At 43.7% G+C, this 15,754-nt stretch carries 16 protein-coding genes; all 16 read left to right on the top strand.

Annotation, left to right across the window (positions count from 1 at the left end; all coding sequences use genetic code 11):
* The first annotated feature begins 11 nt into the window (after positions 1-11).
* The gene (gene rplS, locus J3A84_RS01375) at positions 12-359 is read left to right on the top strand and encodes a 50S ribosomal protein L19 (RefSeq protein ID WP_207598200.1); all 348 of its coding nucleotides are present in this window, start codon (positions 12-14) and stop codon (positions 357-359) included.
* A gap of 192 nt (positions 360-551) precedes the next feature.
* Positions 552-1,415 (top strand): ribosome biogenesis GTPase YlqF, encoded by an 864-nt coding sequence (gene ylqF, locus J3A84_RS01370; RefSeq protein WP_207598199.1) that lies wholly within the window; start codon positions 552-554, stop codon positions 1,413-1,415.
* On the top strand, positions 1,408-2,205 hold the full coding sequence (locus tag J3A84_RS01365) for a ribonuclease HII (RefSeq protein ID WP_207598198.1): 798 nt from the start codon (positions 1,408-1,410) through the stop codon (positions 2,203-2,205). Before ylqF ends, J3A84_RS01365 begins: the two co-directional genes overlap by 8 nt.
* A gap of 89 nt (positions 2,206-2,294) precedes the next feature.
* Entirely contained in the window at positions 2,295-3,254 is a 960-nt protein-coding gene (gene dprA, locus J3A84_RS01360) for a DNA-processing protein DprA (protein WP_207598197.1), read from the top strand.
* A gap of 278 nt (positions 3,255-3,532) precedes the next feature.
* A complete protein-coding gene (gene topA, locus J3A84_RS01355) occupies positions 3,533-5,626 on the top strand; it encodes a type I DNA topoisomerase (protein ID WP_207598196.1) in 2,094 nt (697 codons plus the stop codon).
* 485 nt (positions 5,627-6,111) lie between these two features.
* Positions 6,112-6,885, top strand: coding sequence for a GTP-sensing pleiotropic transcriptional regulator CodY (gene codY, locus J3A84_RS01350; protein WP_207598195.1), 774 nt, complete (start codon positions 6,112-6,114; stop codon positions 6,883-6,885).
* Positions 6,886-7,072: 187 nt separating this feature from the next.
* Positions 7,073-7,774 (top strand): 30S ribosomal protein S2, encoded by a 702-nt coding sequence (gene rpsB / locus J3A84_RS01345; protein ID WP_207598194.1) that lies wholly within the window; start codon positions 7,073-7,075, stop codon positions 7,772-7,774.
* Positions 7,775-7,859: 85 nt separating this feature from the next.
* Complete coding sequence (gene tsf, locus J3A84_RS01340; RefSeq protein ID WP_207598193.1) at positions 7,860-8,771, top strand: translation elongation factor Ts; 912 nt, start codon at positions 7,860-7,862, stop codon at positions 8,769-8,771.
* A 106-nt stretch (positions 8,772-8,877) separates the two neighbouring features.
* The gene (pyrH, locus tag J3A84_RS01335; RefSeq protein WP_207598192.1) at positions 8,878-9,597 is read left to right on the top strand and encodes a UMP kinase; all 720 of its coding nucleotides are present in this window, start codon (positions 8,878-8,880) and stop codon (positions 9,595-9,597) included.
* Positions 9,598-9,630: 33 nt separating this feature from the next.
* Entirely contained in the window at positions 9,631-10,182 is a 552-nt protein-coding gene (gene frr / locus J3A84_RS01330) for a ribosome recycling factor (RefSeq protein ID WP_207598191.1), read from the top strand.
* A gap of 25 nt (positions 10,183-10,207) precedes the next feature.
* Complete coding sequence (locus J3A84_RS01325) at positions 10,208-10,975, top strand: undecaprenyl pyrophosphate synthase (protein ID WP_207598190.1); 768 nt, start codon at positions 10,208-10,210, stop codon at positions 10,973-10,975.
* Positions 10,968-11,762 (top strand): phosphatidate cytidylyltransferase, encoded by a 795-nt coding sequence (locus J3A84_RS01320; RefSeq protein WP_207598189.1) that lies wholly within the window; start codon positions 10,968-10,970, stop codon positions 11,760-11,762. The genes J3A84_RS01325 and J3A84_RS01320 overlap by 8 nt, the downstream gene beginning before the upstream one ends.
* 206 nt (positions 11,763-11,968) lie before the next feature.
* On the top strand, positions 11,969-12,106 hold the full coding sequence (locus J3A84_RS01315; protein ID WP_207598188.1) for a hypothetical protein: 138 nt from the start codon (positions 11,969-11,971) through the stop codon (positions 12,104-12,106).
* Between the two features lie 425 nt (positions 12,107-12,531).
* Positions 12,532-13,689, top strand: a complete 1,158-nt coding sequence (locus J3A84_RS01310) for a 1-deoxy-D-xylulose-5-phosphate reductoisomerase (RefSeq protein WP_207598495.1) — start codon at positions 12,532-12,534, stop codon at positions 13,687-13,689.
* Position 13,690: 1 nt separating this feature from the next.
* A complete protein-coding gene (rseP, locus tag J3A84_RS01305; protein ID WP_207598187.1) occupies positions 13,691-14,695 on the top strand; it encodes an RIP metalloprotease RseP in 1,005 nt (334 codons plus the stop codon).
* A 3-nt stretch (positions 14,696-14,698) separates the two neighbouring features.
* On the top strand, positions 14,699-15,748 hold the full coding sequence (gene ispG, locus J3A84_RS01300) for a flavodoxin-dependent (E)-4-hydroxy-3-methylbut-2-enyl-diphosphate synthase (protein ID WP_207598186.1): 1,050 nt from the start codon (positions 14,699-14,701) through the stop codon (positions 15,746-15,748).
* Positions 15,749-15,754: the final 6 nt, after the last annotated feature.

Genomic DNA, 15,754 nt, shown 5'->3' with positions numbered 1-15,754 from the left:
GGGAATGCACTATGAACGAATTAATCAGAGCTATTGAAGCTGAGCAGATCAGAGAATCTGCATTACCAGAATTTAACGTGGGAGATACCGTTAAGGTACACGTTAGAATCAAAGAAGGCGAAAAGGAAAGAATCCAGGTATTCGAAGGCGCGGTAATCAAGATTCAGAACGGTGGAGTCAGAGAAAACTTCACAGTAAGAAGACTTGCATATGGTGTTGGCGTAGAAAGAACTTTCCCAGTAAATTCACCATCCGTAGACAAGCTTGAAGTTGTCAGAAGAGGTAGAGTAAGAAGAGCTAAGCTGTTCTATCTTAGAGACAGAGTCGGTAAGGCTGCTAAGGTTAAGAACGCTAGATAAGATGATGAAAAAGAGGCTTCGGTCTCTTTTTTGTTTTATAAGCTGAAAAAACAGTCCTGTTTCTAGGCAATTTGTGCACTTGACTGTATAATGATAGGGAAGAAAAACTGTCCCCAAGTAGAGAGACAGACCAGACAAAGCAGCTGATAAATGAGTACAGATAGATGTTACAACAGGAAGGAAGTGTACGAGATGGATATGAAAAAGATAAACTGGTTTCCTGGCCATATGGTCAAAACCAGAAGAGAAATTACTGCGAACCTGAAACTGGTGGATGCGGTCATAGAGATACGAGATGCAAGAATTGTTGCTTCTTCTCAGAATCCTGAGATTGATAAAATCGTTGGAGACAAACCGAGAATCATTCTGCTCAATAAAGCGGATATGGCCGAAGACCAGGTCACAAGGCGCTGGAAGAAAAGCCTGGAAAATGAGAATACGCTGGTGCTGGAAGTGAATGCACTCACAGGAAAAGGACTCAATGCCATCAAGCCTACGCTCAATGAACTGCTGAAGGATAAGATTGCAAGGAACAAGGAAAGAGGCATTGTCAACTATACCATTCGCGCCATGGTGGTGGGTATTCCCAACGTAGGAAAGAGCTCCTTCATCAACCGCATGGCGAAAAATGCCATCGCAAAAGTAGGGAACAGACCTGGCGTCACAAAGAACAAGCAGTGGATCAAGACAAAGGAAGGCATAGAGCTTCTGGATACTCCAGGGATTCTCTGGCCGAAGTTTGAAGAGGAGACTTCTCTTAATCTGGCTTTCACCGGTGCAATCAAAGACGAAATCATGGACACGGAAACGCTGGCCTTAAGGCTCATTGAAAGACTGTCACACCACTACAAGGAGCGGCTCATCGAAAGATACGCTCTGGAAGAATTTTCGGAGGATCCGCTGGAGAACATGGATAACATCGCAAGAAAAAGAGGCTGCATAATAAAAGGTGGAGAAATCGACTATATGCGTGTGGCTGTGATGATTCTGGATGAGTTCAGAAGCGCAAAGCTTGGAAAAATCTCTCTGGAGTGGCCGGAGGTTTCCGATGATTGAAAAGATCCTGACAGGGAGTGTCCCTGAAATCAGAGCCTATGTGAAAGAGAACAGAGAAGAGATTTTTACGGATAAGGAAAACTGCCTTGAAATCCTGCGCATGGATAAGAGAAAAAGTGTTCAGGCGCTGGCGGAGTATCTGGAATGCGAATACCTGAAGAAAGAGGCGGAAATACAGAGGGTCAAGGCACTCTATGATCACGATCTCTCCTATGAAAAAGTGGTGTGCGGGGTGGATGAGGTCGGAAGAGGGCCTCTGGCAGGGCCCATCGTTGCTGCGGCGGTCATATTGAAGCCGGACTCTGCGCTGGAGAATCTCATTCTAGGCATCAATGATTCCAAGAAGTTGTCGAAGAAGAGGAGAGAAGAACTGGATGTGCTCATCAGAGAGAAAGCTCTGGCTTATGGGATTTATGAGATGAGTAATCTCGACATAGACCGCCTCGGGATTTCTTACTGCAATCATGAGGTTTTCAGAGGTTCGATCCGAAGTCTTTCCATCATTCCGGAACTGGTTCTTTCGGATGGATACAAGGTGAAAGACTATGCAGGCGCCAATATTTCTCTCGTCAAAGGGGATACCTTAAGCGCTTCTATCGCCTGCGCTTCCATCATCGCCAAGGTGCACAGGGATAGACTGATGGAAAGGCTTTCTGCTTATTATCCGGATTACGGATTTGACCATAATGCGGGCTATGCAAGTCCGGATCATATCGAAGCCCTGAAAAGAAAAGGTGCCACGCCAGTCCATAGAATGAGTTTTATCAGGAACTTTGTGACGGAAGAATAGAGTCGGTTCTTGAAATGATACCTGATTAATAATCGGCCTCCGGTGAATAATGTTGCTATGAGAAATAGCGCATGGCACTGGAGGTTTTTATGTGCAATAAGATAATGTATGAAAGTATCAATCGTGAAATCAGACTTATGGCGGCGTTTCATGCCTGCGAATATAAAATATGTCACCGGTCCATGATGATGAACCGCAGAAGCTATGATGCTAAAGAAAAGAGGATTATTGCGAAGATGGCAGATGAGAACAGACGATATACCCTTATAGGGGATGAAGACTACCCGGAAAAGCTTTATGATATGGAGTGGCCTCCCCTTGCGCTATATTATGAAGGAGACCTGAAGCTTCTCAGAAGACCCTCCATCGGCATCGTCGGTGCCAGAAACTGCAGCGGGTACGGACGCAGAGTCACCATGGATCTGGCGAGATCTTTTGCAAGGACAGGATTTGTGATCATCAGCGGTGGAGCAAGAGGCATTGATACAGCTGCGCATAAGACGGTGCTTGATGAAGACGGTAAAACCGTCTGCGTTCTCGGCTGCGGTCTGGATATAAGCTATCCTGGCGAGAATAAAGATATGTTCTCCAGGATCAGACAGGAAGGGCTCCTTCTTTCGGAGTATCCCAGAGGGTTTTCTCCGAAAAAATGGACGTTTCCCATGAGAAACCGCATCATTGCGGCACTGTCTGATGAAATCATCGTGACGGAAGCGGCGAAGAAGAGCGGGTCTCTGCACACGGCTTCCTATGGAGAAGAGCTCAACAGACCTGTCCATGCGATCCCTCATGAGATGTATTTCGAAGGTGGTTCCGGTACCAATCTTCTCATTGAGATGGGAGGGCATATTATAATAAGTAAGGAAAATATTCTTGGAGACCTGCTCATGAAGAATCCAGACGTACTTCTATGGCGTATCAGAGATCTGAATCTTATGGATTTCAATCCAACCATGGATGAGCTGGAGAAGATTTTCTCCCTGAGCCGAATCAAAGAACCGTACTGGAAGGAAGCGCTGGGAAAAGCGCTGAATCGGCATTTCCCATGACAGAGTCTGATGCACCGTATGCACTGCAAGTCATAGCTTTCGAGCGTTCGAAAAGGATGATGTTGTCCTGGAATCTGCATCATCTGCCCTTTTTACAGATAAATAATATTTTGACATTTTAAAATCCTTAGTATAGAATATGGAATTAATTCAGAGATTTACCAGAACGGTAAATAGTTTGTGTGTTATCAGATATTATTTCATATCTATAATTCGACTATTTCAAGAAAATAGCAACAGCATCTCTAGAGAGATGAAACTGTAAAAAGGGAGAATTTATGAGTCAGAAATTAGTAATCGTCGAGTCGCCGGCTAAAGCGAAAACCATAAAAAAATATCTTGGTTCAGGGTACACCGTGGAAGCATCCATGGGACATATCAGGGATTTACCTAAAAGTCAGCTCGGTGTGAATGTGGAGAATGATTTTGAACCGAAGTACATCACCATTCGTGGGAAAGGAGATTTACTGGCGAAACTTCGGAAGGCTGCAAAGAAAGCGGATAAAGTCTATCTCGCGACTGACCCCGACAGAGAAGGAGAAGCGATCAGTTATCATTTATCGCATATCCTGAAACTGGACCCGGAGGAAAACATCAGAATCGAGTTCAATGAAATCACAAAGGATGCGGTGAAAAAATCCATCAAGAATGCGCGTCCCATCAATCTGAAGGTCTTTGATGCACAGCAAGCAAGAAGAATCGTGGATCGTCTGGTGGGTTATGAAATCAGTCCTATTCTATGGAGAAATGTAAAATGGGGGTTAAGTGCCGGAAGAGTTCAATCTGTTGCGCTGAATCTGATCTGCAACAGGGAAAAGGAGATTGAAGCTTTCGAGACCAAGGAATACTGGAGCATTGAAGCGGATCTTCTGAAGCAGAAGAAGACCATTAAAACCAAACTCACGCAGCACAAGAACAGGAAAATTGAAATCTCAACGGAAAAGGAAGCGGAGGACATCAAAAAGGAACTGGATCAAGGTGAATTCATTGTTTCCAGCATCAAGAAAGGCACCAAGACGAAAAATCCTCTAGCGCCTTTCATCACATCGACCCTTCAGCAGGAAGCTTCAAAAAGAATGAATTACCAGACCAGAAGAACCATGAGCATCGCCCAGAAGCTCTACGAAGGTATGGACATCAAGGGATATGGTTCCGTGGGGCTTATCACCTATATGAGAACAGATTCGACCAGAATCTCTGATGAGGCGCAGGCTTCCGCAAAATCTTATATCGAATCCGCTTTCGGTAAAGAATACTATCCGAAGACACCTCGAGTGTATAAGGGGAAGAAAAATGCGCAGGATGCCCATGAAGCCATCAGACCTACAGTAATCGAGCTGACTCCTGAAAAGGTCAAGGACAGCGTGAAGGCGGAAGAATACAAGCTATACAAACTTATCTGGGAAAGGTTCATAGCCAGCCAGATGGAGTCCTGCAAACTGAATACCATCAGTCTGGAAGTGCTAAATGGAGACTATAAATTCAGAGCGAGTGGTTCTTCCGTTGCCTTTGACGGATTCATGAAGCTATATGATTACAAGAATGAGGATGAAGAGGAGAATACTTCCATTCCCGAACTGGAAGAGAATGAAAAGCTGAAGAGCAAAGAGATACATCTGAATCAGCATTTCACTCAGCCACCGGCAAGATATACGGAAGCCAGCTTTGTCAAGACGCTGGAAGAGCTGGGGATCGGAAGGCCTTCCACCTATGCCCCTACCATCTCCACCCTGCTGAACCGCTTATATGTGGAAAGAGAAAAGAAGAGTCTGATGCCTACAGACCTGGGGAAGATCGTCAATGACATCATGGCTGAATACTTCAAGGATATCGTCGATGTGGAATTCACCGCTGATATGGAATCCAGACTGGATCTGATTGAAGAAGGAAAGGAAACATGGAAGGAAGTTGTGGGAAGCTTCTACAATCCGCTGAAGAAAGATATCGATATTGCAGAGAGCAAGGTTTCCAAAATCACCATAGAAGATGAGGTTACTGACGAAATCTGTGAAAAGTGCGGAAGTCATTTTGTCATCAAAAATGGAAGGTTCGGTAAATTCCTGGCCTGTTCCGGTTATCCGGAATGCAAAAACACCAAGGCCATTGTTGAAAAACTGGATGTGAAATGTCCCACATGTCATGAAGGGGATGTCATTCAGAGAAAGTCCAGGAAAGGCAAGAAGTTTTATGGCTGCTCGAGATATCCGGAATGCAAGTACGTAAGCTGGTATGAACCCGTCAAAACCCCTTGCCCTGAGTGCGGAAGTCTTATGTACAGGAGATATTCCAAGAAAGATGGAAGCTATCTTCTCTGTTCAAATGAAGACTGCGGTCATAAGATCATAGAAAAGAAAACGACAGAAGAAGAATAAAAAGGAACGTGCAGGTTTGCATAAAATGATCCCTGAATCAGATCATTTTAGTGAATCTGCACTTTTTCTTTGAACCAGTTGAGTTCTGACTGATGGTTCCATATAAATATTTATTTGCTTTCATGCATGAATGAAGATATAATGCAATATGTTGATTGACAAAGCAAGAATCAAGATGAGTTTTTCGATGAACCATGAGCATCTGTTTGAACGGATACTGTAAAATAGAATGGAACGATGAAAAACAGAGAATTATCAGTGGGAAAAAGTGCAGATAAAGCATTTGTTTCATTAAATATTTATGAGATATCATCTTTTTATTGTAATGATGTAGATTAATGTCAAAATTTAAAGGTACATTCAGTTGATTGAATTGTGCAAAATTATTGAATAATCCTAGAATTTATGCTATTATCTTGAAAGGATAAACAACAATTCGAAATATTCACAATATTACTATATAACAATTAATAGGGGGATGAACAATGTCATTACTTAATAAAACAAGAAAACTAAACAAGATTCTTCAAAAATCTGGGACTGAACCAGTTGTATTTGATGATATCTGTGAAATTCTAAGCGAAGAACTCAATTCAGATGTATATGTAGTCAGCAGAAGAGGGAAAATTCTCGGACACCGATTTATTCGTCAGTTCACACCGAAAGATGAATATGCTTATATTCTTGATGATATGAGATTCGATGATGAATACAATGAGGTCTTACTGAGAATAGGTGAAACGCTCACAAATCTGAAGTCTGATGAAAGATTCGTCCTGAATATAGAAAATGAATATGAAGATCAGAATAAGATCACGACCATTGTACCCATCAACGGTAACCGCGAAAGACTGGGTACACTGATTCTTGTATCACTGGATGGGGAATATACGGATGAGGATATTGTTCTGGCTGAGTATTCAGCGACCATCATCGGGCTGGAGATCCTACGATCCAAGCAGCTTGAAAGTGAAGAGGATCAGAGAAAGAACGATGTGGTGGATCTGGCTATCCACACACTTTCCTACAGCGAAAAGGAAGCAGTGAATCACATCTTCAGAGAACTGGATGGAAATGAAGGTCTTCTGGTAGCATCAAGGATTGCAGACAAGGTTGGAATCACCAGATCCGTCATCGTCAATGCCTTAAGAAAGCTGGAGAGTGCCGGGGTCATCAAATCCAGATCCTTAGGAATGAAGGGTACGAGAATTACCATTCTGAACGATAAGCTTCTGGAAAAACTGGAAATCAAAAAGTAAAGAAGGAATAAAATTCAGATTCTGCAAAAACCAGTTTTACAACTGGTTTTTGTTGCTATGTTCAGGTAACTGTGATATACTACTTTAGGATAAAAATAATCACATCCATTGATTTCAGTGAGGTTGCCTTGAATGGTTTCGCTGAGAGCTGACATGGGTGGAAGGTTAAAAACCAGGAGGTAAAAAAATGGCAGTAATTTCAATGAAACAGCTTCTAGAAGCTGGTGTTCACTTTGGTCATCAGACCAGAAGATGGAACCCTAAGATGGCTCCATACATTTTCACAGAGAGAAACGGAATCTATATCATAGATCTGCAGAAGACTGTGAAGCTTGTTGATGTGGCATATGACTTCATCAGACAGGTATCAGCTGAAGGTAAGGACGTACTATTCGTCGGAACAAAGAAGCAGGCTCAGGAAGCAATCCAAGAGGAAGCAACAAGAGCAAACATGCACTTTGTCAACAACAGATGGTTAGGCGGAATGCTTACAAACTTCGGTACAATCAAGAAGAGAATCGGCAGAATGGAAGAAATCCGTACCATGCAGGAAGATGGAACATTTGATGTTCTACCTAAGAAGGAAGTAGCTTCCCTGATGCATGAACTTGAGAAGCTTGAAAAGAATCTTGGCGGAATCCAGAACCTTGATGTGAACAACATCGGTGCGGTATTCATAGTAGATCCAAGAAAAGAAAGAATAGCAATTGCTGAAGCAAAGGCGCTGAATATTCCAATCGTTGCCATCGTGGATACAAACTGCGATCCAGACGAAATTGATTACATCATTCCTGGAAATGATGATGCAATCAGAGCTGTAAAGCTGATCACAGGAAGACTCGGAGATGCTATCCTGGAAGCAAGACAGGGCGAAGAAATAGCTGAGTAAGTAGAGAGAAAGGTAGGTGGTTTTCCATTTACCTTTTCTTATAGAATGGGATAACTTTATGAATAATATTTAGGAGGAATTTATTGTGATAAGTGCACAAGCTGTAAAAGAACTAAGAGACAAGACAGGCGCAGGTATGATGGACTGTAAAAAGGCATTGACTCAGGCTGAAGGTGATATAGAGAAGGCGATTGACATCCTGAGAGAAAGAGGGTTGGCATCCGCTGCAAAGAAATCAGGAAGAGTTGCATCTGAAGGTGTCATCGCGACATTCGTGACCGAAGACATGAAGAATGCTGCCATGATCGAACTGAACTGCGAAACAGACTTCGTATCATCCAATGCTGAATTCATCAGCCTTGCAAATGGAATCGCAAAAATTGTTGCTGAAAACAATGTGGCTTCCATTGATGATGTGAAGGTACTTCCATACGAAGGCGCTACCGTACAGGATGCTGTAACAAACCTGATCGCCAAGCTTGGAGAAAACATGAACCTGAGAAGATATGAAAAGATGGAAGCACCAGAAGGTCTTGTTTCTTCCTATATTCATATGGGTGGTAAGATCGGTGTGCTTGTACAGGTGAAGTCCGAAAACGTGAATGATGAGGTTGCAACAGTTGCCAGAGACGTGGCTATGCATGTTGCTGCTCTGAATCCTCAGTTCCTGGATAACACTTCCGTGGATGCAGATACAATTGAAAGAGAAAAGGAAATCTACAGAGTTCAGGCGCTGAACGAAGGTAAGCCAGAAAAGATCGTTGAAAAGATGGTTGAAGGAAGAATCAACAAGTTCTTCAAGGAAGTTTGCCTTGTAAACCAGATGTTCGTCAAGAATCCGGATCTTTCAATTCAGGCATTTGTTAATCAGGAAGCCAAGAAGCTTGGAAATATTGAACTTGTAAAGTTCGCCAGATTCGAAAAGGGTGAAGGAATCGAAAAAGAAGAAGTGGATTTCGCTGCAGAAGTTGCTGCTCAGATGGGTCTAAACAAGTAAAATTCGAAACTGGAATTCGAAAGAATTTAAAAGAGAACACCTTTGTGTTCTCTTTTTTTGAAATAATTGCTAGAATGGTACTATAAAAGTACATACGGAGGTTAATATGAACGAACCGAAATACAAAAGAGTCATGCTTAAACTGTCTGGTGAATCTCTTGCTGGAACATCTGGTTATGGTATTGATTTCAATGTTGCAAAAAGAATCGCAGAAGAAATCAAAGACCTGATTGATATGGGCGTCGAAGTTGGAGCTGTCATTGGAGCCGGAAACATCTGGAGAGGAAGAGAAGGCAGTGGTATGGACCGTGTGACTGCAGACAACATGGGAATGCTTGCGACATGCATCAATGCCCTTGCGCTGCAGAATTCGCTGGAGGACCTCGGTATTGAGACAAGAGTGCAGTCAGCCATCGAGATGCGTGAGATTGCGGAACCGTTCATCAGAAGAAGAGCGGTGAGACACCTTGAAAAAGGCAGAGTGGTCATTTTTGCAGCGGGATCAGGTAATCCCTACTTCACAACCGATACTGCCGCAGCCTTGAGAGCAGCGGAAATCGATGCGGAATGCATCCTTCTTGCGAAGAAAGTGGATGGAGTCTACGACATGGATCCTAATATTCATCCGGAAGCGATCAAGTATGACAAACTAACCTACAGACAAGTCATCGAGCAGGACCTGAAGGTCATGGATATTACAGCAATCACCCTATGCAAGGACAATGATATTCCGATCATCGTATTTGGGCTGGATGGAGAAGGCAATATCGTAAAAGCGATTACGGGTGAATCTAACGGTACCATTATTGACGGTAACGATATATAATTGAAGTAAGAATCAAATACGGGAGGATAGACAATGTTTAAAGATTTAATGAAAACACTTGAAGAGAAGATGGGTAAGACAATTCACAATCTTGAGGCCGAACTTGCCACACTGAAGGCTGGGCGTGCGAACCCTTCCATGCTGGACCGTATCGAAGTGGAATACTATGGAAGCATGGTTCCGATAAGCCAGGTGGGCAACATTTCCACACCAGAACCTAGGATCCTTATGATCACACCATGGGAAAAATCTGCACTGAAAGCCATTGAGAAGGCGATCAACATGTCCGATCTGAACCTTAATCCCAACAACGACGGATCGGTGATCAGACTGATCATTCCAGAACTAACTGAAGAAACAAGAAAGAATCTTGTGAAAGTGGTTCATAAGAAAGGTGAAGAGGCGAAAATTGCCATAAGATCCATTCGTAGAGATGTCATTGAAAAGATCAAAGCCATGAAGAAAGAGATTTCCGAAGATGAGATCAAAAAGGGCGAAGAAGATGTTCAGAAGAAAGTGGATGAATATGTCAAGAAGGTGGACAGCGTTCTGCAAGCAAAAGAAAAGGAAATCATGACTGTTTAGTTTCCGTTTCGAAAGAAGGTAAGGAATGTTTAATTTTTTTAAAAAACCGAAACCCATTCAGCAGAATACAGCTGTTCTTGATACGGAGCGTATCCCGAAACATATCGGAATCATCATGGATGGGAACGGTCGATGGGCAAAGAAGAAAAATCTTCCCAGAACCATGGGACACAAGGCAGGCGTTGAAACCATCCGAAAGATACTCAAAGAATGCAACAGGCTAGGGGTCAGATATCTGACCCTGTATGCTTTTTCCACGGAAAACTGGAAACGCCCCAAAGATGAAGTGAGCGCGCTCATGACCCTTCTAGTTGAATATCTGAAGAATGAGCTGAAGGAACTTCACGAAAACAATGTGGTGGTAAACTATGTAGGTAATATCTCGAAACTGCCTGAAGCAGCGCAGAAAGCTTTAAACGATGCAAAGGAAATCACCAGAAGCAATACTGGTGTCCAGATGAATCTGGCGCTGAACTATGGGGGAAGAGAAGAGATTGTGCATGGTGTCAGAGAGATTGCGGAAGCGGTTTCATCAGGTATGATAAGCTTGGAAGACATCACGGAAGAATCCTTCAAGGATTATTTATACACAAAAGGACAACCTGATCCGGAGCTGATCATCCGTCCCAGCGGTGAGCTGAGGCTATCTAATTTTCTGCTCTATCAGGGTGCTTACAGTGAACTCTGGTTCAGCAGCATCAACTGGCCTGATTTCAGTGAAGAGGATCTTAGAGTTGCCATTGCTGATTATCAGAAACGAGACAGACGTTTTGGAGGAGTGAAGAGTGAATAGCAGATATTTGGGTGCATTGGTACTGATTCCTATATTGGCTCTTCTGCTGGTAGGGGGATGGTTCCTGAAAATCACCGTACTGTTCCTGTCTATAAGAGCATTATACGAATACTTTCATGTGCTGGAGAAAAAGGGCCATAAACCGGTAAGAATCTTAGGCTATGCTGCATGGCTTGGATACTTTCTGGTTCTCTTATTCACCGACCAGCCCCAGAATCACCTGAGTGCGATTCTGGCGATTCTTCTGGCAGTCGGCTTTGTGTATATGGTTTTCAGCGAGGAAGTCTCCATTGCGGATATCGGCATTACCATTGCCGGTGTCCTATATACGGTTGTGCTCTTCGGATTTCTAGTTCTATTATCTGAAAAAGAGAATGGTCAGTATTATGTGTATTCCGTGTTCATCATATCCTGGGTATGCGATACATTGGCCTATTACAGTGGAAGGCTCTTCGGCAGACATAAACTCATTGAAAGGGTCAGCCCCAAGAAGACGGTGGAGGGCGCCGTCGGGGGGCTTTTCGGTGGAGCGGTGGGCGCATTTGTCCTAGGTACTCTGATTGCTGAGATCAGTGGTATATCACCTTGGCATTTTCTCCTCATGGGCTTCATGGGGGCCGTGTTCGGTCAGATTGGAGATCTGGCGGCATCGGCGATCAAGAGATATGCAGGAGAGAAGGACTATCCGAAAATCATACCAGGCCACGGAGGGATATTGGACAGATTTGATTCGATACTGTTTGTTTCCCTCATCGTGTACGTATATACATCTTACGTGATTTTCTGATAGAAATATGGAATCACTACTGAAATAAACAAGAACACCTGATAACAAAGAGTCATTCAAGTGAATGGCTCTTATTCATTTTAATAGAAGAAAGTTTATTATGTTCATAAGAAATTTAAATAATATATATTGTGTTATTGAAGTGGCGGGTATATATTATATACAACAGTAGTTTTATCATATAACTCAAGAGGAGGGAACATTTTATGAAGAAGGAACCTAAAACCAAGATCCTGTTTACATTACCTGTTGACCTGAAAGAAGAGTTATTAAAAGAAGCTGAGAAAGAAAACAGATCTTTAAATAACTATATTCTTACATTACTGCTCAAAAGAAATAAGTAATTGACATAGATGATGGACTTGAAGTATTCAGAGATCTGAGGTGTAAAGCTTCAGATCTTTTTATTTGAGTATTAATCAAAGCTTCTGCATGTCTTGCTTGGATTTCCTGTGGCCTGCTGATTGCATGAAAGGTCAGGCAGGATCTGCTTCTGTCCTGGAATCTCCATAGAAAAAAGCATGAACCCCTTCTGCAGAACCTTCCTGAGGATCGCACGATATAGCCTAAATAGAACAGAAATGCCTGAAGATTTGGACTGAATCTTCAGGGAATTGCTTCTGGGGTGAATGCAATATGAATGAACGGTAAACTGCTCTGGTCAGGATCGGAGAAATTAATTTTTAAATATTGTTAGATGATTCTATGATTTTCTTAATAATTCTTTTGTATAATAGGATGGTAAACAATGAAGAAAGGGGATAACCCATTGAAGAATATTGCGATTATCGGAGCTTCTGGCTCCATCGGAACTCAGACATTAGAAGTTCTTCGTAGTGAGAACGAACTCCTTCTGACAGGTGTTTCTGTGCATTCGAATCTGGAAAAACTGAAAGAAATCATCATGGAATTCAATCCAAGAGCGGTGGCGGTCACCGATGAAAGAAAGTATAAAGAGGCCATTGAGCTCACACAGGCACTTCGGTTCGAAGGAGAACTTTCCTTCGGTACAGAAGGGCTCATCCGCATTGCGACTTTACCTGAAGTCGATACAGTGGTCACGTCTCTGGTAGGTATGGTCGGCTTGAAACCTACGGTGGAAGCGATCAAGGCAGGTAAGAACATCGCTCTGGCCAACAAGGAAACACTTGTGGCTGCTGGTGAAATCGTGATGCAGCTGGCCAGGGAGCATCAGGTGAAGATCCTGCCTGTGGATTCGGAGCACTCCGCCATATTCCAGAGCCTGCAGGGCAGCAGCAAGGAAGAAGTCAGTAAAATCATTCTGACCGCTTCTGGAGGACCCTTCAGAGGGAAAGACAGATCTTTTCTGCAGACTGTGACGAAGGAAATGGCATTGAAGCATCCCAACTGGGTCATGGGCGCGAAAATCACCATCGATTCATCCACCATGATGAACAAAGGGCTGGAGGTCATTGAAGCCAGATGGCTCTTTGATGTGAACTATGATAATATAGAAGTCTACGTACATCCGGAAAGCATCGTTCATTCGATGGTTCAATTCTGCGACAACAGTGTGATCGCTCAGCTGGGCGCACCGGATATGCGCCTGCCTATTCAGTATGCACTGAATTACCCGAATCGTCATGAAGCTGTAGCGGATGAGCTGAATCTGCTTGAGATTCAGTCTCTTCACTTCATGTCACCGGACAAGGAGACTTTCAGAGCCCTTGAGCTGGCCTATATCGCCGGCAGAAGAGGGGGTCTTCAGACTGCTGTCATGAACAGTGCCAATGAGGAAGCGGTGGAACTTTTTCTGAAAGATAAGATCCGCTACTTTGAAATAGCGGAAGTTGTGGAAGAGGCAATGGAGCGCTACAGGAATCTAGGGGAAATCAGTCTTGACAAGGTACTGGAAACAGATATCGAGGTCAGGGAATATGTAAGAAGAAAGTTTAAAGAGGTGTAAAATGTATCTATTATTATCCATATTTGCCTTTGGACTACTGGTCCTCGGGCATGAATTCGGACATTTTATCATGGCAAGAGCAAACGGGGTCACTGTGGAAGAGTTTTCAGTGGGCATGGGTCCCAGAATCTGGAAGAAGCAGGGCAAAAACACGCTCTACTCACTGAAAGCCCTGCCCATAGGTGGTTCAGTAAAAATGTATGGGGAAACCGAAGACGAAGCAGGGGAAGGCTCCTTCTTTTCCAAAAGTCCCCTGAGGAAGATCAGCATCATCGCTGCCGGGCCGATCATGAATGTTATCATGGCCCTTGGTGTGCTTTTCGTGGTGGTTCTCTTCAACGGATACAGCAGCAATGTTGTAGGCGAGGTTCTGCCGGATTCTCCGGCTGAGGCTGCGGGTATCACTGCGGGAGACCGGATTGTGCGCGTCAATGAGGAGAAAGCCTACACCTTTCAGGATGTCTCGACCTATATCGCCTACAACGGGTTCAATGAAGTAACCCTGGAGCTAGAAACAGAGGAAGGAACCGTCATCAAGAAGATAACACCCATGGATTCGGAAGGTCGACCATTGGTAGGATTTGTCCCTGAATCAGTGGAGAAGCCCGGATTTTTCGAGTCTGTCGGAGAAAGTGTCAATCAGGCAAGATCCCTGATCACACAGACCCTGTTTTCACTGAAGATCCTGTTTACAGGTCGCGCAAGTCTGAACGATTTCGGAGGTCCTGTGACCATATTCAAAATCTCATCTGAAGTGGCCAGTGTTTCCTTATGGGGACTGGCATCCTTCGCGGCATTTCTGAGCATCAATCTGGCAGTGCTGAATCTGATTCCATTTCCAGCACTGGATGGTGGCTGGATTCTGATCCTGCTGGTGGAATTCATCACCAGACGAAGACTGCCGGATAAATTCGTAGGTGTATGGAATACCATCGGATTTGTGGTTCTCATGAGCTTCATGCTTCTGATTACCTTCAAGGATATCTTCTTACCAGGAGGATTTTAGTTCATGACGCGTAGAGGAACGAGAAAAATCAGAATCAAAGATATATATGTGGGTGGAGACAGCAAGATTGCAGTCCAGTCCATGACCAATACAGACACGAGAGATGTGGAAGCCACACTCCATCAGATCAGAGCTCTGATGGTAGCCGGATGCGATATTATCCGATGTGCTGTTCCTGATATGGAAGCGGCGGAAGCATTGAAGGAGATTACACGGCAGATTCCCATTCCCGTGGTGGCGGATATCCATTTCGACTATCGTCTGGCTCTGAAAAGCATTGAGAACGGAATCTCCAAACTGAGAATCAATCCGGGTAATATCGGAGGCAACGATAAGGTAAGGCTTCTGGCGGATGCCTGCAAGGAAAAAGGAATTCCCATCAGGATAGGGGTCAATTCGGGATCTCTTGAAAAAGATATTCTTGCAAAATATGGCAGAGTCACACCGGAAGGTCTTGTGGAAAGCGCCATGAGACATGTGGAACTGCTTGAAAGTCATAACTTCCATGACATCATCATATCCATCAAATCTTCCGATGTGATGACCATGATGAACAGCTACAGACTGTTATCAGATACGGTCGATTATCCTCTGCATCTGGGTGTAACCGAAGCAGGTACACCCTGGAGAGGGACCATCAAGAGCTCCATCGGAATCGGTGGGCTTCTTTCTGAAGGGATCGGAGACACGATCCGAGTATCCCTTACCGGTGATAGTATCGATGAAATCAAAGTCGGCAGGGAAATCCTGAAAGCGACGGGGCATCTGAAGGAAGGAATTGAATTTGTTTCGTGTCCTACGTGCGGAAGAACACAGATCGATCTCATTGGTATCGCCAATCAGGTGGAAGAAGCCTTGAAAGACAGCAAAAAGAACATCAAGGTTGCTGTCATGGGATGTGTAGTGAATGGTCCTGGAGAAGCGAGGGAAGCTGACATCGGAATTGCAGGAGGCAATGGTGTCGGACTGATTTTCAAAAAGGGACTGATCATCAAGAAAGTAAAAGAAGAAGAGCTTGTTGACGCTTTACTGGAAGAAATAGACAAGATGTAAGTATTT

This window comes from Proteiniclasticum aestuarii (assembly GCF_017368455.1).
In the GTDB taxonomy this organism is placed as follows: Bacteria; Bacillota; Clostridia; order Clostridiales; family Clostridiaceae; genus Proteiniclasticum; species Proteiniclasticum aestuarii.
Note: the sequence above shows the minus strand (reverse complement) of the source record. Positions and strands in the feature narration are given on the sequence as shown.

Bases quoted from the DNA above. Each gene is read 5' to 3' on its own strand.
- ylqF (WP_207598199.1), top strand. From the start codon at position 552: ATGGATATGAAAAAGATAAACTGGTTTCCTGGCCATATGGTCAAAACC.
- J3A84_RS01315 (WP_207598188.1), top strand. From the start codon at position 11,969: ATGAAGAAGGAACCTAAAACCAAGATCCTGTTTACATTACCTGTTGAC.
- J3A84_RS01325 (WP_207598190.1), top strand. From the start codon at position 10,208: ATGTTTAATTTTTTTAAAAAACCGAAACCCATTCAGCAGAATACAGCT.
- rseP (WP_207598187.1), top strand. From the start codon at position 13,691: ATGTATCTATTATTATCCATATTTGCCTTTGGACTACTGGTCCTCGGG.
- codY (WP_207598195.1), top strand. From the start codon at position 6,112: ATGTCATTACTTAATAAAACAAGAAAACTAAACAAGATTCTTCAAAAA.
- dprA (WP_207598197.1), top strand. From the start codon at position 2,295: ATGTGCAATAAGATAATGTATGAAAGTATCAATCGTGAAATCAGACTT.
- ispG (WP_207598186.1), top strand. From the start codon at position 14,699: ATGACGCGTAGAGGAACGAGAAAAATCAGAATCAAAGATATATATGTG.
- pyrH (WP_207598192.1), top strand. From the start codon at position 8,878: ATGAACGAACCGAAATACAAAAGAGTCATGCTTAAACTGTCTGGTGAA.
- rpsB (WP_207598194.1), top strand. From the start codon at position 7,073: ATGGCAGTAATTTCAATGAAACAGCTTCTAGAAGCTGGTGTTCACTTT.
- topA (WP_207598196.1), top strand. From the start codon at position 3,533: ATGAGTCAGAAATTAGTAATCGTCGAGTCGCCGGCTAAAGCGAAAACC.
- rplS (WP_207598200.1), top strand. From the start codon at position 12: ATGAACGAATTAATCAGAGCTATTGAAGCTGAGCAGATCAGAGAATCT.
- J3A84_RS01365 (WP_207598198.1), top strand. From the start codon at position 1,408: ATGATTGAAAAGATCCTGACAGGGAGTGTCCCTGAAATCAGAGCCTAT.
- frr (WP_207598191.1), top strand. From the start codon at position 9,631: ATGTTTAAAGATTTAATGAAAACACTTGAAGAGAAGATGGGTAAGACA.